The sequence below is a fragment of the Massilia sp. UYP32 genome (genome assembly GCF_050434365.1).
In the GTDB taxonomy this organism is placed as follows: Bacteria; Pseudomonadota; Gammaproteobacteria; order Burkholderiales; family Burkholderiaceae_D; genus Telluria; species Telluria timonae.
In genome coordinates, this window is record NZ_JBNDIK010000006.1 from 173,808 (window position 1) to 199,704 (window position 25,897).

22 protein-coding genes and 1 pseudogene are annotated in these 25,897 nt (G+C 64.3%); 15 read left to right on the forward strand and 8 right to left on the reverse strand.

Annotated elements, in window-relative coordinates; genetic code table 11:
• Nucleotides 1-28: 28 nt before the first annotated feature.
• The 6 genes from ABIB42_RS06745 (at nt 29) to ABIB42_RS06770 (ending at nt 6,922) form a co-directional block, all read left to right on the forward strand.
• Nucleotides 29-1,627 (forward strand): ABC-F family ATPase, encoded by a 1,599-nt coding sequence (locus ABIB42_RS06745; RefSeq protein WP_081590003.1) that lies wholly within the window; start codon nt 29-31, stop codon nt 1,625-1,627.
• A 69-nt stretch (nt 1,628-1,696) separates the two neighbouring features.
• The gene (gene nadA, locus ABIB42_RS06750; protein ID WP_429248114.1) at nt 1,697-2,836 is read left to right on the forward strand and encodes a quinolinate synthase NadA; all 1,140 of its coding nucleotides are present in this window, start codon (nt 1,697-1,699) and stop codon (nt 2,834-2,836) included.
• Nucleotides 2,833-3,696, forward strand: coding sequence for a carboxylating nicotinate-nucleotide diphosphorylase (gene nadC / locus ABIB42_RS06755; protein WP_429248115.1), 864 nt, complete (start codon nt 2,833-2,835; stop codon nt 3,694-3,696). Before nadA ends, nadC begins: the two co-directional genes overlap by 4 nt.
• A gap of 18 nt (nt 3,697-3,714) precedes the next feature.
• Nucleotides 3,715-4,032: a hypothetical protein gene (locus ABIB42_RS06760; RefSeq protein WP_005670826.1), complete on the forward strand. Its 318-nt coding sequence runs from the start codon at nt 3,715-3,717 to the stop codon at nt 4,030-4,032.
• Between the two features lie 195 nt (nt 4,033-4,227).
• Nucleotides 4,228-5,895, forward strand: coding sequence for an N-6 DNA methylase (locus tag ABIB42_RS06765; protein WP_005670827.1), 1,668 nt, complete (start codon nt 4,228-4,230; stop codon nt 5,893-5,895).
• A 313-nt stretch (nt 5,896-6,208) separates the two neighbouring features.
• Nucleotides 6,209-6,922: a hypothetical protein gene (locus ABIB42_RS06770; protein ID WP_229409928.1), complete on the forward strand. Its 714-nt coding sequence runs from the start codon at nt 6,209-6,211 to the stop codon at nt 6,920-6,922.
• 61 nt (nt 6,923-6,983) lie between these two features.
• On the opposite strand, the gene ABIB42_RS06775 is transcribed toward ABIB42_RS06770, so the two are convergent.
• The 4 genes from ABIB42_RS06775 to nadB all read right to left on the reverse strand — a co-directional run bounded on the left by ABIB42_RS06775 (nt 6,984) and on the right by nadB (nt 11,539).
• Entirely contained in the window at nt 6,984-7,979 is a 996-nt protein-coding gene (locus ABIB42_RS06775) for an alpha/beta fold hydrolase (protein WP_429248116.1), read from the reverse strand.
• 35 nt (nt 7,980-8,014) lie between these two features.
• Nucleotides 8,015-8,908, reverse strand: a complete 894-nt coding sequence (locus ABIB42_RS06780) for an NAD-dependent protein deacetylase (RefSeq protein WP_429248117.1) — start codon at nt 8,906-8,908, stop codon at nt 8,015-8,017.
• A gap of 95 nt (nt 8,909-9,003) precedes the next feature.
• On the reverse strand, nt 9,004-9,909 hold the full coding sequence (locus tag ABIB42_RS06785; protein WP_429248118.1) for a DMT family transporter: 906 nt from the start codon (nt 9,907-9,909) through the stop codon (nt 9,004-9,006).
• 1 nt (nt 9,910) lies between these two features.
• Nucleotides 9,911-11,539 carry an L-aspartate oxidase gene (gene nadB / locus ABIB42_RS06790; protein ID WP_429248119.1) on the reverse strand — a complete coding sequence of 543 codons (1,629 nt, stop codon included), beginning with the start codon at nt 11,537-11,539 and terminating at the stop codon, nt 9,911-9,913.
• Nucleotides 11,540-11,701: 162 nt separating this feature from the next.
• Between nadB and ABIB42_RS06795 the strand changes: the two genes are divergently transcribed.
• Entirely contained in the window at nt 11,702-12,196 is a 495-nt protein-coding gene (locus ABIB42_RS06795) for a pyridoxamine 5'-phosphate oxidase family protein (protein ID WP_005670836.1), read from the forward strand.
• Nucleotides 12,197-12,257: 61 nt separating this feature from the next.
• Nucleotides 12,258-12,827, forward strand: a complete 570-nt coding sequence (gene pnuC, locus ABIB42_RS06800; RefSeq protein ID WP_005670838.1) for a nicotinamide riboside transporter PnuC — start codon at nt 12,258-12,260, stop codon at nt 12,825-12,827.
• Here pnuC and ABIB42_RS06805 read toward each other — a convergent pair whose 3' ends face one another.
• Nucleotides 12,828-13,229: a hypothetical protein gene (locus ABIB42_RS06805; protein ID WP_005670839.1), complete on the reverse strand. Its 402-nt coding sequence runs from the start codon at nt 13,227-13,229 to the stop codon at nt 12,828-12,830. It abuts the gene before it with no gap.
• 182 nt (nt 13,230-13,411) lie between these two features.
• Between ABIB42_RS06805 and ABIB42_RS06810 the strand changes: the two genes are divergently transcribed.
• Both ABIB42_RS06810 and ABIB42_RS06815 read left to right on the forward strand, forming a co-directional pair.
• Entirely contained in the window at nt 13,412-13,747 is a 336-nt protein-coding gene (locus ABIB42_RS06810) for a four-helix bundle copper-binding protein (RefSeq protein WP_005670841.1), read from the forward strand.
• Nucleotides 13,748-13,828: 81 nt separating this feature from the next.
• Nucleotides 13,829-14,992 (forward strand): tyrosine-type recombinase/integrase, encoded by a 1,164-nt coding sequence (locus ABIB42_RS06815; RefSeq protein ID WP_005670842.1) that lies wholly within the window; start codon nt 13,829-13,831, stop codon nt 14,990-14,992.
• A gap of 2 nt (nt 14,993-14,994) precedes the next feature.
• Here ABIB42_RS06815 and ABIB42_RS06820 read toward each other — a convergent pair whose 3' ends face one another.
• Nucleotides 14,995-15,273, reverse strand: a complete 279-nt coding sequence (locus ABIB42_RS06820) for a hypothetical protein (RefSeq protein WP_005670844.1) — start codon at nt 15,271-15,273, stop codon at nt 14,995-14,997.
• Between the two features lie 203 nt (nt 15,274-15,476).
• On the opposite strand from ABIB42_RS06820, the gene ABIB42_RS06825 reads away from it, so the two are divergent.
• The 3 genes from ABIB42_RS06825 (at nt 15,477) to ABIB42_RS06835 (ending at nt 21,816) form a co-directional block, all read left to right on the forward strand.
• Nucleotides 15,477-17,243: an amidohydrolase gene (locus ABIB42_RS06825; protein ID WP_005670845.1), complete on the forward strand. Its 1,767-nt coding sequence runs from the start codon at nt 15,477-15,479 to the stop codon at nt 17,241-17,243.
• Nucleotides 17,244-17,355: 112 nt separating this feature from the next.
• Complete coding sequence (locus tag ABIB42_RS06830; RefSeq protein ID WP_429248120.1) at nt 17,356-19,545, forward strand: histidine kinase dimerization/phosphoacceptor domain -containing protein; 2,190 nt, start codon at nt 17,356-17,358, stop codon at nt 19,543-19,545.
• A gap of 24 nt (nt 19,546-19,569) precedes the next feature.
• Entirely contained in the window at nt 19,570-21,816 is a 2,247-nt protein-coding gene (locus ABIB42_RS06835; protein WP_429248121.1) for a two-component system response regulator, read from the forward strand.
• A 202-nt stretch (nt 21,817-22,018) separates the two neighbouring features.
• Here the strand turns inward: ABIB42_RS06835 and ABIB42_RS06840 are convergent, their stop codons facing one another.
• A complete protein-coding gene (locus tag ABIB42_RS06840) occupies nt 22,019-23,158 on the reverse strand; it encodes a glutathione-independent formaldehyde dehydrogenase (RefSeq protein WP_005670853.1) in 1,140 nt (379 codons plus the stop codon).
• 264 nt (nt 23,159-23,422) lie between these two features.
• Here ABIB42_RS06840 and ABIB42_RS06845 point away from each other — a divergent pair.
• Both ABIB42_RS06845 and ABIB42_RS06850 read left to right on the forward strand, forming a co-directional pair.
• Nucleotides 23,423-24,112: pseudogene (locus ABIB42_RS06845) on the forward strand (IS6 family transposase).
• 252 nt (nt 24,113-24,364) lie between these two features.
• Nucleotides 24,365-25,354: an MDR family oxidoreductase gene (locus ABIB42_RS06850; RefSeq protein ID WP_429248122.1), complete on the forward strand. Its 990-nt coding sequence runs from the start codon at nt 24,365-24,367 to the stop codon at nt 25,352-25,354.
• 94 nt (nt 25,355-25,448) lie between these two features.
• On the opposite strand, the gene ABIB42_RS06855 is transcribed toward ABIB42_RS06850, so the two are convergent.
• Nucleotides 25,449-25,748, reverse strand: coding sequence for a PRC-barrel domain-containing protein (locus ABIB42_RS06855; protein WP_051205187.1), 300 nt, complete (start codon nt 25,746-25,748; stop codon nt 25,449-25,451).
• Nucleotides 25,749-25,897: the final 149 nt, after the last annotated feature.

Below are 25,897 nucleotides of genomic sequence, written 5' to 3' on the forward strand. Positions count from 1 at the left end.
AATCAAATATGCTTTTTGGGGTAATACAGTGCTATCCACAGCCAATATCACGATGCAATTCGGCGCCAAGCCGCTGTTCGAGAACATTTCCGTCAAATTTGGCGAGGGCAACCGCTATGGCCTGATCGGCGCCAACGGCTGCGGCAAGTCGACCTTCATGAAGATCCTGGGCGGCGACCTCGAGCCGTCCGCCGGCAACGTCAGCCTCGATCCGGGCGAGCGCCTCGGTAAGCTCCGCCAGGACCAGTTCGCCTACGAAGACGTGCGCGTGCTGGACGTCGTCATGATGGGCCATACCGAGCTGTGGAACGCGATCGCCGAACGCGATGCGATCTACGCCAACCCGGAAGCGACCGACGACGACTACATGAAGGCCGCCGAGCTCGAAGGCAAAGTGGCCGAATACGATGGCTACTCGGCCGAGGCGCGCGCCGGTGAACTGCTGCTGGGCCTGGAAATCGCCACCGAGCTGCACCAGGGCCCGATGAGCGCCGTGGCGCCGGGCTGGAAGCTGCGCGTGCTGCTGGCCCAGGCCCTGTTCTCGAATCCGGATATCCTGCTGCTCGACGAACCGACCAACAACCTGGACATCAACACGATCCGCTGGCTGGAAAACATGCTCAACGAGCGTAACTCCACCATGATCATCATTTCCCACGATCGTCACTTCCTGAACCAGGTCTGCACCCACGTGGCCGACATGGACTACGGCACCCTGAAGGTCTATCCGGGCAACTACGACGACTACATGCTGGCCTCGACCCAGGCGCGCAACCAGCAGCTGGCGAACAACGCCAAGGCCAAGGAAAAAGTGGCCGAACTGCAAGACTTCGTGCGCCGCTTCTCGGCCAACAAATCGAAGGCGCGCCAGGCGACCTCGCGCGCCAAGCAGATCGACAAGATCAAGATCGAGGAATTCAAGCCTTCTTCGCGCGCCTACCCGTTCGTGCGTTTCGAGGGCGAGAAGAAGCTGCACCGCCTGGCGGTGGAAGCCGAGAACATCTCAAAGGCCTACGACCGTCAGCTGTTCAAGAACTTCTCGATCATGGTCGAGGCCGGTGAGCGCATCGCGATCATCGGCGCCAACGGCGCGGGCAAGACCACTCTGCTGCGTTCGATCGGCGGCGACCTGTGCGGCCTGCAGCCGGACACCGGCCGCGTGAAGTGGGCCGAGAACGCCAATCCGGGCTATATGCCGCAGGATCCGACCGAGGAATTCGCCAGCGGCGAAACGCTCACCGACTGGATGGGCAAGTGGACGCAAGAGGGCGACGACGACCAGGCCGTGCGCTCGATCCTGGGCCGCCTGCTGTTCGGCGGCGACGAAGTCAAGAAGTCGGTCAAGGTGCTGTCGGGTGGCGAGAAGGGCCGCATGATGTACGGCAAGCTGATGCTGGGCCGTCACAACGTGCTGCTGCTGGACGAGCCGACCAACCACATGGACATGGAATCGATCGAATCGCTGAACATCGCGCTCGACAAGTACGCCGGCACCCTGATCTTCGTCTCGCACGACCGCGAGTTCGTGTCCTCGCTGGCCACCCGCGTCATCGAAATCCGCGAGAACGACGTGGTCGACTTCCAGGGCAACTACGAGGAATACCTGCGCAGCCAGGGCATCGACTGATCGACAGGTAGACATCGATTCGAAGAAGGGCGGGGCCGCGGCCCCGCTAACGCGAGGAGACGCGCGAGCATGAATGCCGTGACAGCACCAATCAAGACCTATGAATACGACCGGCCCCTGGCCGGCATGGCCTGCACCGCCGAGGCCTGGGCGAAAGTCCCGAGCGCGCCGGAAATGGCCGAGCGCGCCGAACTGAAGGAACGCATCCGCCGCCTGCTGAAAGAGAAGGGCGCGGTGCTGGTGGCCCACTACTACGTGGACGCCGACCTGCAAGACCTGGCCGAGGAAACCGGCGGCTGCGTTTCGGATTCGCTGGAAATGGCGCGCTTCGGCCGTGACCATCCGGCCCAGACCCTGGTGGTGGCCGGCGTGCGTTTCATGGGCGAGACCGCGAAGATCCTCAGCCCCGAGAAAACCATCCTGATGCCCGACCTCGACGCGACCTGTTCGCTCGACCTGGGCTGCCCGGCCGACGAGTTCGCGGCCTTCTGCGACCAGCATCCGGACCGCACCGTCGTCGTGTACGCCAACACCAGCGCGGCCGTGAAGGCGCGCGCCGACTGGATGGTGACCTCGTCGATCGGCCTGGACATCGTGGCCGAGCTGCACGCCCAGGGCAAGAAAATCCTGTGGGCGCCCGACCGCCACCTGGGTTCCTATATCCAGGCCAAGACCGGCGCCGACATGCTGCTGTGGCAGGGTTCCTGCCTGGTGCACGACGAATTCAAGGGCATCGAGCTCGACCTGCTCAAGGCCGAATACCCGAACGCCAAGGTGCTGGTGCATCCCGAGTCGCCCGCCAACGTGGTGGCCCAGGCCGACGCGGTCGGCTCGACCACCCAGCTGATCAATGCGGCCCAGACCATGGACGCGACCCATTTCATCGTCGCCACCGATAACGGCATCCTGCACAAGATGCGCATCGCCGCCCCCGGTAAAACCTTCATCGAGGCGCCGACCGCCGGCAACAGCGCGACCTGCAAGAGCTGCGCGCACTGTCCGTGGATGGCGATGAACGGGCTGCGCAACCTGGCGGAAGTGCTGGAATCGGGCGCCAACCAGATCCACGTCGACCCGGCGGTCGGCCTGCAGGCGAAACGGGCGATCGACCGCATGCTCGACTTCGCCGCGGCCAAACGCACCAAGGCGCTGCCGACCGGCAAACTGGAAAACAATGCCCCGATGTTCTCGGGGGTAGGACCGGCATGACCACATTGAAGAATCCCCACGCCCAGTTCGACGACAGGCTGCAGGCCGCCTTCGAGCAGAACATCCTGGCCGCGCTGCTGGAAGACGTCGGCAGCGGCGACCTGACCGGCAAGCTGGTGCCCGACGACACCCGTGTCACCGCCCGCGTGATCGTGCGCGAGGCCGCCGTGCTGTGCGGCGCGCCATGGTTCGAGGGCCTGATGCTGGCGGTCGACCAGGATACCGAGATCGACTGGCACTACGCCGAGGGCGACCTCATGGCGCTTGACTCGACGGTGTGCACGATCCGCGCCAATCCGCGCTCGCTGCTCACCGCCGAGCGCGGCGCGCTGAACTTCATGCAGCTGCTCTCTGGCGTGGCGACCGCCACCCGCCGCTACGTCGACGTCATTGCGGGCACGAATGCCGCGATCCTCGACACCCGCAAGACCTTGCCGGGCCTGCGCCTGGCGCAGAAATACGCGGTGCGCGTCGGCGGCGGCAAGAACCAGCGCATGGCGCTGTATGACGGCATCCTGATCAAGGAAAACCATATCGCGGCGGCCGGCGGCGTGACGGCCGCGCTGCAGGCGGCGGCCAGGCTGGATTCCGGCGCGCCGGTGCAGATCGAGGTCGAGACCATCGCCCAGCTCGAGGAAGCGCTGGCCGGCGGCGTGAAGTCGGTCCTGCTCGACAACTTCGACCTGGCGCGCATGCGCGAAGCGGTCAAGGTGAATGTCGGCCGCGCGCTGCTGGAAGCCTCGGGCGGCATCAATCTGGAGACCGTGCGCGCGATCGCCGAAACGGGCGTCGACCGCATCTCGATCGGCAGCCTGACCAAGGACGTGCGCGCGACCGACTACTCGCTGCGCATCCTGTAATCCCTCATCACGACATCCATGACGACTACCAAGTTGAAACGTTCGCTGGGCTTTCGCCTGTTCTGGCTCGGCTTCGGCCTGCTGTTGGGCGTGCCCCAGCTCCTCGACGGCATCATGTACGGCATGAAGGGCGAGCTGTTCTTCGGGATCGGCATGCTGCTGGTCGGCATCCGCGGCTTCCTGCGCCCGGTCGTGCTGGGCCGCGCCATGGCGCTCAAGCGCGACGATTCGGCCGAGGCGTCCTCGATCGGCTCGACCACGGTGCACGCCGTGCTGTCGCTGGCGATGGCGGGCAGCCTGATCGCTGGCTTGGCGATCAAACTGGGGAATAGCTAATATCCACCATCCTGCGACATTGTGATTTTGCCAGCCGAATCTCTAAACCAACTGAACTTTTGGTACTGGAACTCTACCGCTGAGCGCGCTATACAATTCGATTACCAAGCCATAAACTCACACCAAGTTCACATATCAGAAGGACCGGTGAGAAATAAAAATCTCACTCGGCGACGCTGTTTTTCAGGATAGCAAGTGACCGCAGCAAGCTTTATTGACCCGAACGACACGCCTGCTCTGCGTAAGGAGCGCGGCGCGTTCTTCACGCCCAAAAATATTACCGAATTTATAGCTAACTGGGCCATACGCGCATCCGGTGACATGGTTATGGAACCAGCTGCAGGTGATGCTGCTTTTTTGGTTGCTGCAGTAAATCGCCTTCGCGACTTATCTGAGGATCATAAGACGCGACCTGTGGTAGACGGTGTAGAGATTCATGCTCAGAGCATGGAGATGGCTCGCCAGCGCGTGCAAGACGCTGGCGGTGAAGCACGAATGTGTCACAACGATTTTTTCGCGATAGAGCCAAGACCAGTTTATGATACTGTCATTGGTAATCCTCCGTACATCCGTTATCAGGACTTCTCAGGTGAGTCCCGCGCCCGATCGCGTGAGGCAGCACTTCGAGCCGGCGTGTCCTTAACTGGCCTTGCATCCAGTTGGGCAGCGTTCACAGTTCACTCTGCAATGTTCTTGAAGCAGGGCGGTCGCTTAGCACTTGTTTTACCTGCAGAATTACTTTCGGTGAACTATGCAGCACCAGTTCGTCGTTTTCTTTTCGCTCGTTTTCGCGATGTGCAACTAGTGCTGTTTGACGAACAGGTCTTCCCGGAGGCTGAGGCTGACGTGGTGCTATTACTGGCGGACGGATACTTAGACGGTCCAGCAGATCACGCCACAATTCGACAAGCAAAGAATGCCGACAAACTCACCTCCTTAGAAGTTGGATTAACTTGGAAGCCGGTGGATCCGGCAGATAAATGGACAAGCAGTCTCGTTGATCCGAAGGCTATTAATTCGCTAGACAACCTTCTAAGGAAGGGACTTTTCACCGATTTGGAGACGTGGGGAGACACCACTCTCGGCATCGTCACTGGGAACAATAAATATTTTACTCTTTCACCTCAGCGAGTTAAAGAGCTCGGACTGAAGTCTAAAGAACTCCTACATTTATCTCCACCAGGAAGCTCTCACTTGCGGGGGTTGGCGCTTTCGAAAGCCGGGCTCTCAAAATTGGGAAAAGAGGGTCAAGCCGTCTACCTGTTTTATCCGAGTGATCCGCCCTCGCTTAATGCGGCCGCATATATTGACGATGGGCACCGCACGGGTGTTGACACCGCGTACAAATGTCGAATCCGCAAGAACTGGTTTCGAGTGCCGCTTGTCCCGCCTGCTGACCTGCTGTTGACTTGTATGAATGCGGACACTCCTCGGCTTACTGCGAATGAGGCTGGTGCACATCATCTAAACTCAGTTCACGGCGTTTATCTCAATGCGAAGTACCGTGACATTGGCCGAGACCTTTTACCTCTAGCGAGCCTCAATTCAGTAACGCTTTTACATGCAGAGATGGTCGGGCGAGCTTATGGCGGAGGGATTCTAAAAATTGAACCTAAGGAGGCAGATGTTTGGGCAATGCCGTCGCCAACTTTAATCTCGGAGAGCGCCAATTCGCTCCTCTCTGTTAAGGAAAAGGTTGCAGCATTGTTAAATTGCGGTAATCTAATGGAAGCTGTTACTGTTGTAGATAAAATTATTCTTACAGAATTCAGTAACCTTTCGATGAAAACTATTAAGTGCATTCGGCAAGCTCGGCAGGACCTCGCCCTGCGCCGTTCTATGAGAGGTGCAAGTGGCCGCTAAACCACCAAGTACAAAAGCTAAGGCTTGGGTACTATTTGACCAAATTGTCGATCACGCAGCACCCAATGGCGAACATAGCAACCCGTGGTTTAAGGGAGCGGATGGACAGATTTCCTTTGAGCCCGACTATCAGACGCTAGAAAAACTACTGGGGGTGCCTCTCTATCTAAGAGCGGAAACTCAGTCGGGCGTACCAGCCCTTGCACTCGATGTATGGCTGAGCTACGAGTTACGACGGGCGGGATTTGAGTTGGACCAAGTTTGGCCACGGCCTCTACCCCCACGTATTCTACCGGCACCAGTAGCGTCACTGATGAAGTCCAAGGACAAAGCTGTTCGTGCTGCGGTAATGAATTACGTGAACAGTAAGCCGTCAATCCCCGGCGTTACATCTTCGAGCGCATCTATTCTTGGTAAGAACTATCTTAAACAGGTTGATGTCATCATGACAGACTGGGCTACTGGGCCTGAGCTGTTAATCTCAACTAAGCGGATGGATTCGTCTTACGGGAAAAATGCGCCTAATCGTGTGGAGGAATCTTACGGTGATGCTAAAAATCTTCGCCTGAGACATCCGCTGGCTGCCCTAGGCTTTGTTTTCGGTCTCCGGTCGGATATCCTGCAAAAAGAGAATAGTGTGGCCGAATGGTTATTTGATTTGCTAGCCAAACTAGGCCTTGAGGACGATGCGTATCACGCCACGTGCCTCGTTTTAATGGAATATGCAGATAACGTCGCTATAGCGAACCCAGGAGAGGAAATCCCGGCGAACGGCGTGCCGGAGCCTGGAGGAGATGCTGATCAGGAAGAAGAGGTTCCCGAGCCCATATCTGATTCAACGCTTGATCGTCAGATCGAGCAGCTTCCCACAGTGACAGTGCTTCGTGATCAGACTCCAGCAGTGCTCGGACCCGGTCGCTTTCTTGCGGCCATGACTTCACGCGTTCTGGCCGCTACGCCCGTTAATATGCATCAGGAGGCCCGTCGGCGACGTTCAAATCCAATGCACATCTTAAGCGGTAACTAAAGCCTCGCCGGATTGCCTACGCTAGCTATGGCTATTTGCGGCTGCCCATTGTGTCGTCAATTCAAACGCCGCTCTCGCCGGCTGCAGCCAGCGCATTGACGCGCGCCGACGGCAAATGGGACGGCTCTCCCACCTGGGCCGCGATCGCATCGATGGCCCCCAGCACCTTGCCCGGTTCGGCGTAGTGCAGCATATGGCCCACGCCGGGCGTGACCGACAGTTCGCTGTGGCGCAGCGCCGCGTGCAGCCGCTCGGCATTGTGGGCGCAATCGCAGACCCCGTCCTGGGTGCCTGACAGGATCTGCACGGGTACCTTCAACCTGCCGAAGCGCCGCGCCAGGGACATCGTCGCCGGCACCATCAGGCTGCTGTCGGCGGCATTCGCCCGCAACTGCCCGGGCCGCAGGGACATCCACGGCGACATCGCGCGGAAACGCTCGGACACCGGCAGCGGGGCGAATGCGCGCCCGATCGCGGCTGGCCAGATCAGCCGTCCGGCCAGCGGCGCCACCGTATAGCGCAGTGCGTCGCCCACCAGCGGCAGGGCCGGCGGCGCGCCGACCATCACGTCCATGCGCACGCTCGGATAGTAGTAACCCGAGACCAGCACCAGTCCCCGCACGAAGTCCGGCACCTGCAGGCCCATGGCGAGCGCCACCAGCGTGCCCCAGGAGTGGCCCGCGACGATCGCGCTGTCGACCTGCAGTTCCTGCAAGGCGTGGTGCAGCAGGCGCGCTTGTCGGTCGGGTGTCCAGACCGTGGTGCGCGGCCGTTCGCTGTAGCCGAATCCGGGGCGGTCGAAGGCGATCACCCGGTAATGCTCGGCGGCGGCGTCCAGCACGCCGCTGTGCTCCCAGTCGGTGGCGTCGACGCCATTGCCGTGCAATAGCACCAGCGCCGGGCCCGTTCCGCGCTCCAGGTAATGCAGGCGCACACCGTCGACCGTGATGAAGCGGCCGGCGGGAGGATGCGCCTGTTCGGCGCGCCGGGTCCTGGCGCGCACGAACAGCCACGAAGCCAGGAGGCCGATGCCGGCAAGCGCGGCACCGGTCGACAAGCGGCGGCCGGAGCTTGCGCCGCGAAGATTCGATGTCACATGGTCCCCCTATGGTCGATGAGGTCGGATGGCGGCGCAGGCCGGTGCGCGTCCAGCAGTTGCGCCACCTGCGGCAGGATGTGTTCGGCCGAGGCTTCGAGTTTCAGCGCCAGCATGTCGTCGGCGCGGGTGCGGCCGAGGTTGATGGCGGCGATCGGCTTGCCCGCCGCCTGCGCCAACCGGCAGAAGCGAAAGCCCGAATACACCATCAGCGACGAGCCGACCACCAGCAGCGCATCGGCCGCCTCCATCTGCGCCAGCGCGCAGGCGGTGCGCGCCGGCGGCACGTTGTCGCCGAAAAAAACGACGTCGGGCATCAAGACCCCGCCGCAGTGCACGCACGCCGGAATGGCCACGCCGGTGACGGCGTCCGGATCGAGCGCGGCGTCGCCGTCGGGCAGCGGCGTGGCCATCGCCTGCAGCAGGGCCGGGTTGGCGAACTCCAGTTGGGTCTGGACGAAGGCGCGCGGAAAGCGTGCATCGCAGGCCAGGCAGCTCACATAATGGATATTGCCGTGCAATTCGAGCAGCGCGTGGCTGCCGGCCTGCTGGTGCAGGCCGTCGACGTTCTGGGTCAGGATGAAACCGAGCTTGCCGGCCGCCTCGAGGGCGGCCAGCGCCCGGTGCCCGTCGTTGGGCCGGGCGCGCGCCAGCAGCGGCCAGCCGACCATGCTGCGCGCCCAGTAGCGGCGCTGGACCGCCACGTCGCGCCGGAATTCGGGCCCCTGGATCGGCAGGCGGCCGCGGCGCACGCCGTCACGGTCGCGGTAATCGGGGATGCCGGAAGCGGTCGACAGGCCGGCGCCGGTCAGGACCAGCGTGCGCGGGTGCCTGGCCAGGAACGCGGCCAATGCCCCGACGCCCTCGTGAATGCTGAGACCTTCTGCCATGCCGCTCCTTCCTCCAATGCTTTCCTCCCATGCATGGGATCGTAACATCGGCCATCCGGACGCCACACACGATTCCCCGCATCAGCGCGCCGCGCTCATCTGGCGGATACGGCGATCCCGCCAACGATCATGCCGAATGCCAGCACATGATACAGGTGCGGCGCCTCGCCGAGAAACGCGGACGACAGCAGCGCCGTGAACAGCGGCGTCAGGTTGATGAAGAACGCGCCCAGGCTCGGCCCGGCGCGCTGCACGCCCGCGCCCCAGCAGCGCATGGCGATGATGGCCGGCCCGATCGCCACGTACAGCAGGGCGGCGGCGAGCGGCCAGCTCCAGGCGATGTGCACGTCCTCGACCGCCCATTCGCCGCCGGCCAGCGCGCCCGACCACAGCACACCGAACCCGACCTGGGCCAGCAGGAAGGCGGCCCAGTCCGCGCGCAGCGCCGGCACGTCCTTTTGCTGCATCAGCAGCCAGCTATAGAACGACCAGGCGATGGTGGCCAGGATCATGTACAGGTCGCCCGCCACCAGCCGCAGCGCCGCCAGCTCGGCCAGCGAGCCGCGACACATCACGACCAGCACGCCGGCGATCGACAGCGCCGCCCCGACGACCTGCTTGCGCTTGACCGGCACGTTGAAGAACAGCCGCCCGACCAGCAGCATCCACACCGGCACGCCGGAGGCGACCAGGGTCACGTTGATCGGCGACGAACTTTGCAGCGCCAGGTATTGCAGCGAGTTGTACAGGCCGACGCCCAGCAGGCCGAGCATGCTGTAGCGCTTCCAGTTGGCCAGCACGCCGTAATCGGCGCGCAGGACGGCCCGGCCCAGCGGCAGCAGGACGGCGAGCGCGATCGACCAGCGGATCAGGTTGAGCGTCATCGGCGGCACCGCGTCGCGCACCAGGCGTCCGACGATGGCGTTGCCGGCCCACAGCACGGGCGGGACGGTCAGGAGCAGGGCGGTGGCCGGGGTCAGCCGATAGCCGGGCGTCGACATCTCAGCCGCGCCGCGGCGTCAGGACGCTCGGCAGCGCCTTCGGCAGCGTGTCCGGGAAGTCGCGCGAATAATGCAGGCCGCGGCTCTCGTGGCGCGACAGCGCGCTCTTGACGATCAGGTGCGCCACCTCGACCAGGTTGCGCAGCTCCAGCAGGTCGGGCGTGATGCGGAAGTTGCGGTAGTACTCGTCGATCTCTTCCTTGAGCAGCTTGATGCGGTGCTCGGCGCGCTCGAGGCGCTTGGTGGTGCGCACGATGCCGACGTAGTTCCACATGAAGCGGCGCAGCTCGTCCCAGTTGTGGGCGATGACCACTTCTTCGTCGGCGTTGGTGACGCGGCTCTCGTCCCAGGCCGGCAAGGCCGGATGCTCGACCGGGCTGCTTCCCGCGATGTGCTCGGCGCAGGCGCGCCCCACCACCACGCATTCGAGCAGCGAATTGCTGGCCAGGCGGTTGGCGCCGTGCAGGCCGGTGCAGGCGGTCTCGCCCACCGCATACAGGCCGGGGATGTCGGTGCGCCCGGCCAGGTCGGTGACCACGCCGCCGCAGGTGAAGTGCACGGCCGGCACCACGGGGATCGGCTCGCGCGTGATGTCGATGCCCAGCTCCAGGCAGCGCGCGTAAATGGTCGGGAAGTGCTCCTTGAGGAACTCCGGGTCCTGGTGGCTGATGTCCAGGTCCATGTGATCCAGGCCGCGCTTCTTCATCTCGAAGTCGATGGCGCGGGCGACCACGTCGCGCGGCGCCAGCTCGCCGCGCTCATCGTGGGCCGGCATGAAGCGGGCGCCCGCAAGCGGGCCGGCTTCGTGCGGCAGCTTGAGCAAGCCGCCTTCGCCGCGGATCGCCTCGGTGATCAGGAACGATTTGGCATAGGGGTGGTACAGGCAGGTCGGGTGAAACTGGATGAATTCCATGTTCGACACCCGGCAGCCGGCGCGCCACGCCATGGCGATGCCGTCGCCGGTGGCGGTGTCGGGATTGGTCGTGTACAGGTAGACCTTGCCGGCGCCGCCAGTGGCCAGCACCGTGTGTTCGGCCTCGAAGGTCAGCACCTTGCCGCTCTCGATGTCCTGCACGTACAGGCCGTGGCAGCGCGGCTGGCCGACCAGCGCCGGCGCGCCCGCATGGACGCCGTCGGGGCCCAGCTTGTCGGAAGTGATGACGTCGATCGCCACATGGTGCTCGAACAACGCGATGTTCGGATGGGCGCGCACTTTCTGTTCGAGGGTCACCTGCACCGCGTGGCCGGTGGCGTCGGCGGCGTGGATGATGCGGCGCTGGCTGTGGCCGCCTTCGCGGGTCAGATGGAAGCCCAGCTCGGCCGTGGCGTCACGGGTGAACGGCACCCCCTGGTCGATCAGCCATTCGATGGCGGCGCGGCCATGTTCGACGATATAGCGCGTGGCGCCTTCGTCGCACAGGCCGGCGCCGGCGACCAGGGTGTCGTCGATGTGCTGGTCGTGACTGTCGCCCGAATCGAGCACGGCGGCGATCCCGCCCTGGGCCCAGCTGCTCGCGCCATCGAGCAGTGCCCGCTTGGAGATGATGGCGACCTTGCGGGTCTGGGCCAGGTGCAGGGCAACGGACAGGCCGGCCAGGCCGCTGCCGACGATCGCGACGTCAAATTTCATGGCAATGTCAAATTTGTACAGAGGCATCACTATAAGCGATTTGTCATCCTTACGTCAGGCTCGCCGTCAGGCTTGCCGAGGGCCGCCACTGTACGGCTGCGCACCGAAAGGCGCGGCCCGGCCGTCTAGGATGGGGTTTTACTCATCCATCAAGGACACGCCATGACCGCAGACCGCCACCACGCAGCCGCGCTCGCCGACCGGATCGGCTCGATGCGCTTCGCCATGTTCACCTTCCGCGACGGGTATGACCACCTGGTCAGCCAGCCGATGACCAAGCAGGACGTCGACGCCGAGGGCGGCCTCTGGTTCTTCGTCAATTCCACGACCGAGCTGTGGGACAGCATTGCGCACCAGCCCGAGGTCAACGTCAGCTTCGCCGACAACGAAAACAGCACCTATGTGTCGGTCAGCGGCCGCGCCGAGCGCGTGGTCGACCGCGCGCAAGTCCAGGCCCGTTGGAATCCGATGGTCCAGGCCTGGTTCCCGGCCGGCCCGGAAGACCAGCACGCGGTGCTGGTGCGGGTCGATCCGCACGCGGCCGAATACTGGGATTCGAACGACAGCAAGATGGTGCGCCTGTTCGCCATGGCCAAGGCGGCCGTGACCGGCACCCAGCCGGACGTGGACGGCGAGCACGGCACCATCAAGCTGTAGTTCTTGCAGTAGGGCACATACGTGCCTTACAGTAGCGCTCCCGAATTCTGGAGCGCATACGATGACCAGCCCGCTCGAACTGGCGGCCAACGCCTTCACGGCCGCCGCCATCCTGCTGGCCGGCCGCAACAACGTCCATACCTGGTGGACCGGCATCGTCGGCTGCGCGCTGTTCGGCCTGCTGTTCGCCCGGAACCGGCTGTATGCCGACGTCGTGCTGCAGATGTTCTTCGTCGGCACCGGGGTGTTGGGCTGGTGGCGCTGGTTGCGCGGCAATAACGGCGCGCCGCTGCCGATCACCCACGCCGGCTGGCGCAGCCTGGCATGGATGATCCCGGCCGGGATCACCGCCACCGCCGCCTACGGCGCCTTGCTGCATTTCCATACGAACGCCTACGCGCCCTTCATCGATTCGGCGGTGCTGGTGTTCAGCGTCATCGCCCAACTGCTCATGATGCAGCGCCGGATCGAGAATTGGCCGGTCTGGCTGCTGGTCAATACGATCGCCGTGCCGCTGTACTACAGCCGCGGGCTGCACCTCACGGCCTTTCTCTACCTGTGCTTCTGGGTCAATGCGATCGTGTCCTGGGTCTGGTGGACCAGGCTGGCCAGACGCGAAGCCGGCGCCTGATCAGGGCTGGGTCGGCGGCAAGTCCCTTTCGTCCTGGTTGCCGCCCGTCTCGCGCGCCCCCAGCCCGGTTTCCCTTGGTCCCGCCTGGCTGGCGCGGGTATCCTGGGCGCCCGGATTGGCATGGGTCATGGCCGCATCCACCGACTCGGTGCGCGGCGCCGCATCGCGCGTCTCGACGTTGGTGGCGGCTGCGTCCGGCGCCGTGTCTGCCGTGCCGTCGGGCGCGTTGACGTAGGGTCCCGATTGGTTGCGGGTGAGGCCCGGTCCGCCGTTGCCGCCGGTCTCGGTCTGGCTCTCGTGGCTGGGCGTGGCGCCTTGCTGGCCGCTGGTCAGGCCGCCGACGCCGACGGTCACGCTGCCGTCGTCGGGTTTGCCCTGGGGTGTCGATGTGGACTGGGTCATCTGCGCCTCCTGTCGAGTTGGTGTGTGATGCGCAATTGTGACGCTCCGGGAGCGGTGCGGGTATCGGCGGCGGTGGGCAGGCGCTGTAGGAGGGTGGCGCATGAGCATGCTCGCAGGTATCGTGCGCGAGCGCCGCGGCTCGAATGCTAGGGTAGCTCCATCGACCATTTCTGGAGACTGCCATGGAAAAACCTGACTACGCCGCCTGCATCGCGGCCTGCAACGCCTGTGCCGACGCCTGCGACCGCTGCGCCGCCGCCTGTTTGAGCGAGGAAGACGTCAAGATGATGGCGCGCTGCATCGCCCTCGACATCGATTGCGCCCAGCTGTGCCGCCTGGCGGCGGCGGTCATGGCGCGCGGCGGTGAGATCGCCGCGGCGCTGTGCGGGGTGTGCGCCGAGGCCTGTGAGCGCTGCGCCGGGGAATGCGCAAAGCACCCGATGGACCACTGCCAGGCATGCGCGGCCGCCTGCCGCGCGTGCGCCGACGCCTGCCGGCGCATGGCTGCGGCCGCTTGATACGGATCTGTCCGATATCCCTTCCTCACCCGGAGACGTGGTGCTATACTGTATATCCATACAGTTCTTTGTCGCACCACCATGCCCGTCTTCCTGCCGATCGACCTCGACCCGCTGCCCACGGAACATCCGGACCGGGCGGCGGCGAGTCGTCCGGACACGGGCATCTTCTCCGGCGTGCACGACGAACCGGTCACGTCGGCCCGCAACGACGCCGAACTGGCGCGCGAATACATCTCGCATGGCGAACTGAGTCCCAAGTCGATCGCCAACCTGCAGAAAGAACTGTACCGCTTCCTGACCTGGTGCCGCGAAGAAGCGCAGAAGACCTTCCAGCAGCTGAACGTGGCCGACCTGAACGCCTACAAGGAGTTCATCCGCAACCCGCCGGCCGAGTGGGTGTGCACGACCAAGTGGCCACGCAACGATCCGCGCTACCGCCCGTTCTCGGGCCCGCTGTCCGACACCAGCCGGCGCCAGTCGATGATCGCCATCAAGGGCTTGCTGGCGTTCGCCGAGCACACCGGCTACCTGCGCCGCAATCCGGCGCGCCTGGTGCGCAATGTGCGGGCGCCGCATGCCGGCCGCATCACGCGCTACCTGACCCCGGCCGCGCTGGCCTATGCGCTGGCCGCGGCCGAGGCGCGCGACGCCGATTCCGACGCCGCGGCGCGCCAGCGCGCCCGCGACCGCTTCCTGCTGATCGCCTTCGCCCAGACCGGGGCGCGCCTCAATGAAATCGTCGGCGCGCGCATGGGTTCGATCTACAGCGAGGGCGACGGCCGCTGGTGGCTCGACGTCCTGGGCAAGGGCAACAAGCCGCGCCGGCTGCCGGTGCCGCCGGCCACGCTGGCCGCCTACCGCGATTACCGGCGCGCCTTCGGCCTGCTGGAGCAGACCAGCCGCGGCGACCACATGCCGCTGGTGCTGTCGAGCCGCACGCGCGACCACGTGCGCGTCACCGACGAAGCGGCCTCCGAGGCGCTGAAGGCGATCTTCCAGCTGGCCGCCAGCGAGGCGGCGGCCCGGGGCGACGGCGACAGCGCCGCCATGCTGCGCCAGGCGTCGCCGCACTGGCTACGTCACAGCATGCTCACCAACCACGCCAACAGCGGGGTGCAGCTCAAGACCCTGCAGGACACCGCCGGCCACGCCAACATCGCCACCACCGCCGGCTATCTGCACAAGACCGACAAGGAACGCCACGACGAGATCCTCGGCGCGGACGGCAAGGGCATCCTGTAGGGTCAGACCGGGATCGACGAGGTCCCGCCGTCCGAGCTGCCGTAATTCTGCAACTCGTCGAGTGACAGACGGCGTTCGTTGAGCGCCGTCACGATCGAACCCAGCTGTTCATCGTCGGGCTGGATATAGACGATGCGTTGCTCGAGCAGGTTATCCCAGTAGGGCGTGTAGGGCACAGCGGTTTCGGTCATCACTTTTGCCTTGAAGCTGCCATCCTGCAGCTCGCCGACCAGGGTAATGCGCGCGGTATCGGGGACGGTATTCTGGACCGTGATGTTCATGCTCATCCTTTGAGTGATCAGTTCGTGTGAAGCCATTGTGACGCAGCCACGGATTGCATGCACGCCGCAGGGCGCCTGCCGTGCGCACCCTGGCCGGGTGGAACGATCGATGGTATCGAATGCCATCGTCAAAATTATCCGCTTTTCAACATTGGCGACGGCGACCGATACTGGACGCTGCTCAACCAACAAGGAGTCAAGCAATGAATCCACTCGCGCTCGCACTGTTCGCCGCCGGACTACTGACCGCCGCGACTGCCGCGGCCCAGGCCGACCTGATCGTCACCAACGGCAAGATCGCCACCATGGCCGCCGAGGGCGAATTTGTCCAGGCACTGGCGGTCAAGGATGGCAAAATCGCCGCCGCCGGCAGCAACGAGCGCGTGCTGCGCCTCAGGCAGAAAGACACCCGGGTCGTCGACGTGGGCGGGCGCACCGTGATTCCGGGCCTGAACGATTCCCACACCCACGTGATCCGCGCGGGCCTGAACTACAATATGGAAGTGCGCTGGGATGGCGTGCGCAGCCTGAAGCGGGCGATGGAGATGCTCAAGGAACAGGCGGCGCGCACGCCCGAGGGCCAGTGGGTCAAGGTCGTGGGCGGCTGGAGCGAGCACCAGTTCGCCGAAAAGCGCCTGCCCACGCTGGCCGAGATCAATGCCGCGGTGCCCGACAGGCCGGTCTTCATCCTCTATTTATATGGCAAGGCCTTCCTGAACCGGAAAGGCATCGAGACGCTCGGCTATACCAGGCAGACGAAGTACCTCGACGGCGAGCTGGAACTCGACGCCGCCGGCAAGCCGACCGGCCTGCTGCTGGCCAAGCCGAACGCCATGATCCTGTACTCGACCCTGGCCAGGACCAACAAGCTCGATCGCGCCGACCAGCGCAACTCGACCTTGCACTTTTACCGCGACCTGAACCGGCTGGGAATGACCAGCGCCGTCGATGCCGGCGGAGGCGGCCAGGCCTATCCGGACGACTATGGCGTGACGCTCGAACTGGCGAAAGAAGGCAAGCTGACGGTGCGCACGGCGTACTACCTGTTCGCGCAGAAGGGCGGCAAGGAGCTGGAAGACTACGAGCGCTGGATCAGGATGACGAAGCCGAACCGCAACGACCACCTGTTCTATGCCAACGGCTTCACGACCGAGGGCGCGGGCGAGAACCTGGTCTCGAGCGCGGCCGACTTCGAGAACTTCCTGGAGCCGCGGCCCGACCTGCCGCACCATATGGAAGACGAGCTGGAGCGCGTGGTCACCCTGCTGGTGACGAACCGCTGGCCGTTTCGCATCCACGCCACCTATGGCGAAAGCATCGAGCGCGACCTGGCGGTGATTGAAAAGGTCAACCGCAGCACGCCCCTGGCCGGCCTGCGCTGGATCGTCGACCACGCCGAGACGGTGACCGACGAGCAGCTGAAACGCATCAAGGCGCTGGGCGGCGGGGTGGCGGTGCAGAACCGCATGTACTTCCAGGGCGAGGCCTACCGGGCGCGTTATGGCGCCCAGACCCGGCAACTGCCGCCGATCCGCAAGATGCTCGAGCTCGGCCTGCCCGTGGGCCTCGGCACCGACGGCACGCGGGTGAGCAGCTACGGCCCCTGGCCGTCGATCTACTGGGCGGTCACCGGCAAGACCGCCGGGGGACTGTCAACCTGGCAGGCGAAAGACGTGCTGTCGCGCCACGAAGCCTTGCAACTCATGACCCGCGGCAGCGCCTGGATGAGCGGCGAAGAAGACGTCAAGGGCCGGCTGGTCGTGGGCCAGTACGCCGACTTCGCCGTGTTGCCGCAGGATTATTTCACCATGGACGTCGAGAAGATCAAGGACCTGGAAAGCCTGCTGACGGTGGTCAACGGCCAGGTCGTGTACGGCGCCGGCCAGTTCGAAACCCTGTCGCCTGCGCTGCCCGCGGTGTCTCCGGCCTGGAGTCCGGTGACCCGCTTCGGCGGCTACCAGAACCGCTGACCCTGCTTGTATCGGGAGGCGCGGCGGCGTAGGGTGGAGCCACCAGGAGGGCAAGCCCATCGCCCCATACTCCTTCCGTCGCCGCGCGCCGACCATCCGTCAATGGCTGGCCTTGCTGCTGGCGGCCTTCATCGTCCCGACCACGATCGCGGTGGTCGCGCTTTTCCTGCATTCCTATGGCCGGGAGCGGGCCGGCATCGAACGCGCCTCCCAGGACGTGGCGCGGGCGCTGATGCAGGCCATCGACCGCGAGCTGAGCAGCGCCCAGGCCGCCCTCCAGGCGCTGGCGACCTCGCCCAGCCTGGACGCCCACGACCTGCGCGCCTTCCACGCACAGGCCATCGAGGTGCTGCACGCGCGGCCCGGCAATGTGCTGGTGGCCGCCGATACCAGCCTGGACCAGGTGATCAATACCGGCCTGCCGTTCGGCGCGGCGCTGCCGCGGCATGGCAACGCGGAGCAGGTGCGGCAGGTGTTCGCGACGGCCCGGCCGCAGGTATCCGACCTGTACGTGGGGCCGACCGTCAACCGCCTGCTGAGCAGCGTCGACGTGCCGGTGGTGCGCGACGGCCGGGTGCGCTACGTGCTGTCGATGCAATACTTCGGCGAGCGCCTGGGCGCCATCCTCGAGCGCCAGCGGGCGCCGCCGGGCGCTACTGTGACGATCTACGACGGCAAGGCGCGCATCGTGTGGAGCAGCCGGGCCCGCCGCGCCGAGGTCGGCCGGCGCGCCAGTTCGGCCCTGGCGGCCGGTTTCGCGCTGGGTCCGGAAGGCACGGTCGATGAACCCGGGCAGGATGGCGCCGGCCTGGTGACCGTGTTCAGCCACTCTTCGCTATCGGACTGGACGGTGGCGATCGCCCTCCAGCGCAGCGTGCTCAACGCCAGCCTGTGGCGCGCGCTGGAATGGATCGTGGTGGGCGGTTGTGGCTTGCTGGCGCTGGGGGCCGCGCTGGTGGCGCTGATCGGCACCCGCATCGAGGCGGCGTTGCGCGGGCTGGTGCGTCCCGCCATCGCCCTCGGCCACGGCGAACAGGTGGTGCTGCCGCCGCTGCCCCTGGACGAGGCGCTGGACGTCGGCCATGCCCTGGTCCAGACCGCGGCGCTGCTGCGCGAACGCACCATCCAGCGCGACCAGGCCGAGCACGCCGAACGGGTGCTGCGCGAAGCCAAGCGCGCGGTCGAGCGCAGCGAAGCCTTCCTGCGCGGGATCTTCGAAGAGACCCCGGACGGCATCCTCCTGGTCGGCCCAGGCGGCCGGGTGACCCGCACCAACGTCCAGGCCGAGCGCATGTTCGGCTACGCTGCCGGCGCGCTGGAAGGGCTGGCGCTGGATGCGCTGCTGGTGGAAAGCGGGGCGACGCCGGCCTCGGTGTACGAGCGCATGCGCGCCGCCCCGGCCCGGAGCGGCATGGCCGGCACCACCCACCTGCGCGGCCTGCGCCAGGACGGCCTGGCCTTCGCGGCCGACGCCATGGTCAATCCGCTGCTCGAGCGTGCGCTCCTGATCGTGACCGTGCGCGACGTCAGCGCCGGCTGGGAACAGGAGGAAGCGCTGCGCCAGGCGCTGGACGACAAGAGCACCTTGCTCAAGGAGCTGTACCACCGGGTCAAGAACAATCTGCAGCTCATCATCAGCCTGTTCAACCTGCAGGCGCGCACGCTCAAGGATGGTCGCGCCCAGCGCGCCCTGTCCGAGGCCGCCAACCGGGTCCGCGCCATGTCGCTGGTGCACGAGCGCCTATACCAGTCACGCACCCTGGGCACGATCCGCCTCGATGACTACGTGCGCGAGCTGTGCGACCAGCTGGCCAGCGCCAATGGGGCCGACCGCCGCGGCATCGCCCTGGTGCTCCAGGTGGCGCCGGTCGACGCCGGGCTGGACCTCGCTGTGCCGCTGGGCCTGCTGCTCAACGAACTCGTCTCGAACAGCCTCAAGCACGCTTTCCCGGCCGGGCGGCGCGGCACGATCCGGGTGACGCTGGCGCTGGACGCCGGGGAGGGCGCCGATGCCAGCGAGCAGATGCTGCGGCTGACCGTCCACGACGACGGCATCGGCCTGCCGCCCGAGGCCGATCGAACTTCTCCCCAGACGCTGGGTCTAAGACTAGTTGCCGCCTTGAGCGAGCAGTTGCATGCGGAGCTCGTGTTCGAGAACCGCGACGGCGCCTGCGTCATGCTCGTCTTTCATGCCCCGGCCAACGGCAGGCGCGGCCTCGACCACGCTGCGAACACCTTGTCCCGGCACGCGCCGGCCACCCATCGCACCCATGATCGCACCTATACAGCGGCGCCCGAATAGGCCGCCACCGACCCAGGAACCCGTATGCTGCAATCCCTCCCCGGCGCCGCGCAGGACGCGCCGGCCCTGCTGGTGGTCGAGGACGAAGCCGTGGTCGCCATGGACATCGCCGGCCAGTTGCGCGACATGGGTTACCGGGTCTGCGGCTGCGTCGACAATGGCCGCGACGCCATCGCGCGGGCGCGCGCCGACCGGCCCGACCTGGTGCTGATGGACGTGGTGCTCAGGGGCGACATGGACGGCATCGCGGCGGCCGCCGCCATCGGCGCCGAGCTGCAGATCCCGATCCTGTTCCTGACCGCCTACAGCGACGACCAGACCGTCGACCGCGCCGCCGGCGCCATGCCTTACGGCTACCTGACCAAGCCGTTCCAGGGACGCGAACTGCGCGCGGTGATCGAGGTCGCGCTGCGCAAGGCCGAGGTCGAGCGCGCGCTGCGCGACAAGGAGCGCTGGCTCAGCTCGGTACTGCACGGGGTGGGCGACGCCGTGATCGCCCTTGACGCCGACGGCCTGGTCGGCCTGGCCAACCCGGCCGCCGAAAGCCTGCTCGGCACCGAGATCTTGCGCGGACGCAGCGCCGCCGAGGTCGTGCGCCTGGAGGACGATACCGGCGGCACGGTTAGACTGGCGCACCACGATTGCACGGCCCGCAGCGGCGCGGCGATGCTGGTGACCGGCGCCGGCCAGCGCATCCCGGTCGATTGTTCGGCGGGCCCGATCTGCGACGAACGCTCCCATCCGATGGGCACGGCGATCGTGCTGCACGACGAGCGCGAACGGGTGGCGGCCGAGCTGCGCCTGGCGCACAGCGAGCAGCGCTTTCGCAGCGCCTTCGACAATGCGCCGCTCGGGCTGGCGCTGGTGGACCGCGACAACCGCTACGCGCGCGTCAACCGCGCCATGTGCCGCCTGCTGGGCGCGCCGGCCGAGGCGCTGGTGGGCGCCGTCCAGGACGCTTTCGGCGACAGCGGCGACAATGCGATCGAACGCGAGTACCAGCAAGACCTGCTGGCCGGGCGCAGCGACGCGGTCCAGTACGAGCGGCGCTACCGGCCCAGGGACGGGCGCACGGTATGGGCGCTGGTGTCGGCCACCTTGCTGCCGGCCGACCACGAACCGCAGCACTTCCTGATCCAGGTGAACGACGTCACCGAGCGCAAGCGGGCCGAGGAAGAACTGGCCCACCTGGCCCACCACGACGCCCTGACCGGGGTCGCCAACCGCGCCATGCTGAGCGAGCAGGTCGAGCGCGAGCTGGCCGTGGCGCGCCGCCGCGGATCGCGCCTGGCGGTGGTCTTCATCGACCTGGATTATTTCAAGCACATCAACGACACCTATGGCCACGAGACCGGCGACGTGGTGCTCAAGGAGCTGGCGAGCCGCCTGGCCCACAGCGTGCGCGCGATCGACATCGTCGGGCGCCTGGGCGGAGACGAGTTCGTGGTGGTGTTGTCCGAGGTGTCCGACACGCGCGACGTCATCGCGCTGACCGACAAGCTGCGGCTCGAATGCGGCCGTCCGCTGCACTTCAACGGCCACGAGGTGCGCCTGGCGGTCAGCATGGGGGTGAGCCTGTTCCCCGAGGACGCCCGCGATTTCCGCACGCTGCTGCGCTTCGCCGACAGCGCCCTGTACCAGGCCAAGGGCGAAGGCCGAAACAACGTCCAGTTCTACCGGCCCGAACTCACGGCGCGCATGGAAATGCGGGTCCGGCTGGGGGCCGGCCTGCGCACCGCCCTCGAGCGCGGCGAGCTCGAAATGTTCTACCAGCCGATCGTGACCCTGGCCGACGGCCGTCCGGCCGCCGCCGAGGCGTTGCTGCGCTGGCACCATCCCGAACTGGGCCTCTTGATGCCCGACCTGTTCCTGCCGATGCTCGAAGAATCGTCGATGGCCGAGGAGATCGGCGCCTGGACCATCCGCGAGGCCTGCCGCCAGGCCGCGCGCTGGAACGCGGACGGCGGCGCCGGCCTGCGCATCGGCGTGAACGTGACCGCGTCCCAGTTCAAGTCTGGTCGCCTGGCGCCGGTGGTGGAGGCGGCGCTGCGCGCCACCGGACTGGCGCCGGGCCGCCTGTGCATCGAGATCACCGAGCAGAGCCAGCTGGCCGACACCGGGCAGACCCGCGCCACCCTGGCCGCGCTGAAAGACCTGGGCGTGCTGGTGGCGATCGACGATTTCGGCACCGGCTACTCGTCGCTGGGCTACATCAGCCGCCTCAAACCGGCTTTGTTGCACAAACCAAGGCTAGGTCAGCGAGGAAGCTGACGGTCTGGTAGACTGGTCGGGCCTGATTTACGCAACAAAGCTGATCGAATTGGAAACTAGCAAAATTCTTCCGCGCAATTTTCTCTCTTTAACCTCCCTAAATGAAAGAAAATTGCGCGAGTTAACCGTTTATTGTAGAACCTATTGTCTACTTTGAATTTGCGAATCGTCTTTTAACATGCGCCAATAAATAATATTTTCTTTATTTATTAGGTTTTAGCACGACTTTGGTCCACCCTTCCGCACGTTTATCAAAATTCCGATAGGCATTCGGTGCATCATCTAATGCAAGCTGGTGTGAAATGATCTGCGAAGGCGTTGCTTTACCTTTATGGATCAATTTTGCCAAATAACGGTTGTAATGCTTGACGTTGGCTTGGCCGGTGCCAATCTTCTGACCCTTGAGCCAAAAATTGCCGAAATCGAAGGCAATTTTACCTTCCTTTCCTAACGCGTCTGGACTCTTTGGATCTTGTGGGATGAATACACCAACTACGCCAATGCCGCCAGTAGGCTTGACCGTCTGTACCAAGTTATTCATTGTTAAATTTGGCACTTCCTTACCGTGCTTGTCGCAACATTGATAACCAACGCATTCGCAGCCGCAGTCGACACCTTCGCCGTTAGTAAGGTTCAAGATTTTCTCGACGCCGGCGCCTCCGGTGTCGTCGATCGCCACCGCGCCCATCTTTTCGGCCAGAGCCAAACGATCCTTGTGCGTGTCCACGACGAAAACTTCGCTTGCGCCTTTAATGAACGCAGACATGGCCGCCATTAGGCCGACCGGGCCGGCGCCGTAGATCACGACCGATTCACCCGGCTTGAGGCCAGCCAATTCGGTAGCGTGGTAGCCGGTCGGGAAAATGTCCGACAACATCACGTAGTCATTTTCCTTTTCCTTAGCGTCTTCCGGCAGCACCAAGCAGTTGTAATCGCCGAACGGCACCCGTAGCAGTTCGGCCTGGCCGCCGCTGTACGGACCCATGCCGGCAAAACCGTAGGCAGCCCCGGCCGTGCCTGGGTTTGCCGTAAGGCAAAAGCCGGACAAGCCCCGTTCGCAGTTTTGGCAAAAGCCGCAGCCGATGTTGAACGGTAGACAGACAACGTCGCCGACCTTAACGCGTTCGACGGCGTTGCCGACCTCGATGACTTCACCCATGTTTTCGTGGCCCAAAATACGGCCCGTTTCCATGTTGGTGCGGCCTTCGTACATGTGCAGGTCGGACCCGCAGATGTTAGTTGTCGTGATACGGACCAAGACGTCAGTCGGCTTTTCAATCTTGGCGTCCGGCATGTCTTTAACTTGGACGTCGCACGGACCATTATAAACGAGTGCCTTCATGATTTTCCTTTCAGGACGAGGGTAAATTCTTCGCAAATAGCGGCGTTAGGGAAGAAAGGTATAACAAATTTCTTCACGAGTGCGCACTGTTGAAAGCGGCTTTGTTGCGTAAATCAGGCCCGACCAGCGTAGAGCGCGTAAGTCTGGCAGTCTGATCAGATGAAACCAGCTCCACAGAAGTACCGCACGACGGCTCTGTCGCATTAGCGGAGCCGTCATTGGGATCGTGTAAACTTTGACGCCCAAAACTGTGGACGCCCTGTCATGCTCAACTTCAAAGGAATGCGTTTCCCGGTCGATGTCATCGTGGTCTGCATCCGATGGTATGTGGCCTAGCCGCTGAGCTACCGGCACCTTGAAGAGATGATGGAAGAGCGCGGCGTGTCGGTTGACCATTCGTCGATCAACCGGTGGGCAATCCGCTTCCTACCGCTCATCGAGAAATTGGCCCGCAATCACAAGCGCCCGGTCAGCGGCAGTTGGCGTATGGACGAGACGTACATCAAGGTCAAGGGCGTCTGGAAATATCTCTACCGCGCTGTCGACAAGCAGGGCAAGACCGTCGACTTCCTGCTCACAGCGAAGCGCGACATGGCAGCGGCCAAGCGCTTCTTCGACAAGGCCATGGGAGCGAACGGCGATCCGGACAAGGTAGCGATGGACAAGAGTGGTGCCAACAAGGCGGCAATCGATGCAATCAATGCCGGCCGCGATCTACCGATCCTGGTGCGCCAAGTCAAATACCTCAACAACATCGTCGAGCAGGACCATCGCGCCATCAAACGGGTGACCAGGCCGATGCTCAACTTTAAATCGTTCCGGTCTGCTGGCGCCGTGCTCGCCGGCATCGAGCTGATGCACATGATCCGCAAGGGCCAGTTCGCCGTCGATGCGGCGCCCATCTCATGCGCCGACCAGTTTTATGCATTGGCAGGACAGGTCCGTCCAGTGTAAGCCGCGGCTATGTTCAGCACGAGAAATCTGGGCTGCGCTGAACAACGCGACAGAACCGCGCTACCGCCACTATCTGCCATGATCTTACCCTGCGCGATGAATCTGTCTTAAGATATCGTCGTTCCGCGCCCGCTGCAAGCGCGCACTGAATCGAACGGCGGCACGATCACGGTGCCGGCAGGTGTGTAGTATCTTGTTTGATCCAGGCCCATCAGAACCCGCCTTTGGTCCACGCACTTTTGGAGATCCAGCATGTTCACAACAATCCTGCTCAACAAGAACGATGACGGCACGACCACTGCCCAGGTTACCCAGCTCGACGACGCGCAGTTACCAGCCGATGGCGATGTGACAGTTCGCGTCGACTATTCGACAATTAACTACAAGGACGGCCTGGCCATCAGAGGCAAGGCGCCTGTCGTGCGCAGCTGGCCGATGGTGCCCGGCATCGATGGGGCCGGGGAGGTCATTGCGTCGTCGCATCCGGAGTGGAAGGCGGGCGACGAATTCATCCTGAACGGCTGGGGTGTCGGCGAATCGCACTGGGGTTGCCTGTCGCAGCGTGCCAAACTGAAAGGCGGGTGGCTGATCCCACGGCCGCCGGGCATGTCGGCCAGGACCGCGATGGCAATCGGGACGGCGGGCTACACCGCGATGTTGTGCGCGATGGCACTGCAAGAGCAAGGTGTCGACAAGAACAGCGGCGACATCCTAGTGACCGGCGCATCGGGCGGCGTCGGCAGCATTGCGATTGCGATCCTCGCCGGCTGGGGCTACCGCGTGGTCGCGTCCACCGGTAAGCTGGCCGAGGCCGATTACCTCAAGTCCCTCGGCGCGGTCGAGGTCATCGATCGCGCGGCACTGTCCGCTCCCGGCAAGCCGCTGCAGAAGGAACGCTGGGCCGGGGTCGTCGATTCCGTCGGCTCACACACGCTGGCCAATGCGGTCGCACAGACCCGTTATGGCGGCACCGTCACGGCATGCGGGCTGGCCCAGGGGATGGATTTCCCGGCGTCAGTTGCGCCATTCATCCTGCGCAGCGTCAAGCTGATCGGCATCGACAGCGTGATGGCACCCCTGCCGAAACGCGTGGCAGCATGGGAGCGGCTGGCGAACGAACTGGACGCCAATAAATTGGAAACGATTACGCAGGAAATCGGATTGGCGGAGGCGCTCGCCCATGCGCCGGAGCTGCTCGCCGGGAAGGTGCGTGGCCGGCTGGTGGTGAACGTTAATTCCTGAGTAAAGCACACGGGCTGCGTGGTGCGGTGCCGGTCACGTTCAGCTCGTCTTCCTCCCTGCGGAAAATAGTTCGCAAATTACCTGAAGGACAACGTTACCTGCTCTGGTACACAAACGGAGGCAAGGCCTTCAGCGCATCCTTCGTCGCCCCAGGCAAGGTCAGCTGTTTATTTTGGAGCTTCAACTGCTCCGTCGGGACGGCAAGCTCCCGTTTGCCCATGCCCAGGAACCCACCCACACCGATAATCGCAAACGAGGCCGCAGGCGTGTTACCCGCCTTGCTTGGAGAAATGATCAGGTCGTCGACCTTGCCGATCTTTTCGTTCTTGTCATTGACCACCGTCTTGCCGAACAGGTCTCGCTTGGCGTGAGGTAGCCTGAGATTTTCGGACACTCTTGTTTGGTAGAGTTGCACCGACAGGAGCCCTTTATGAAGAAATTGAAGAAGCCCCCTCTGTCAGGATAGATGTCGCGTCACTTGAATCACTTTAATCCATCCGGGGGCGGAGCAAAGACGCGCAGTGAATCAGTACCCAGCAGAAC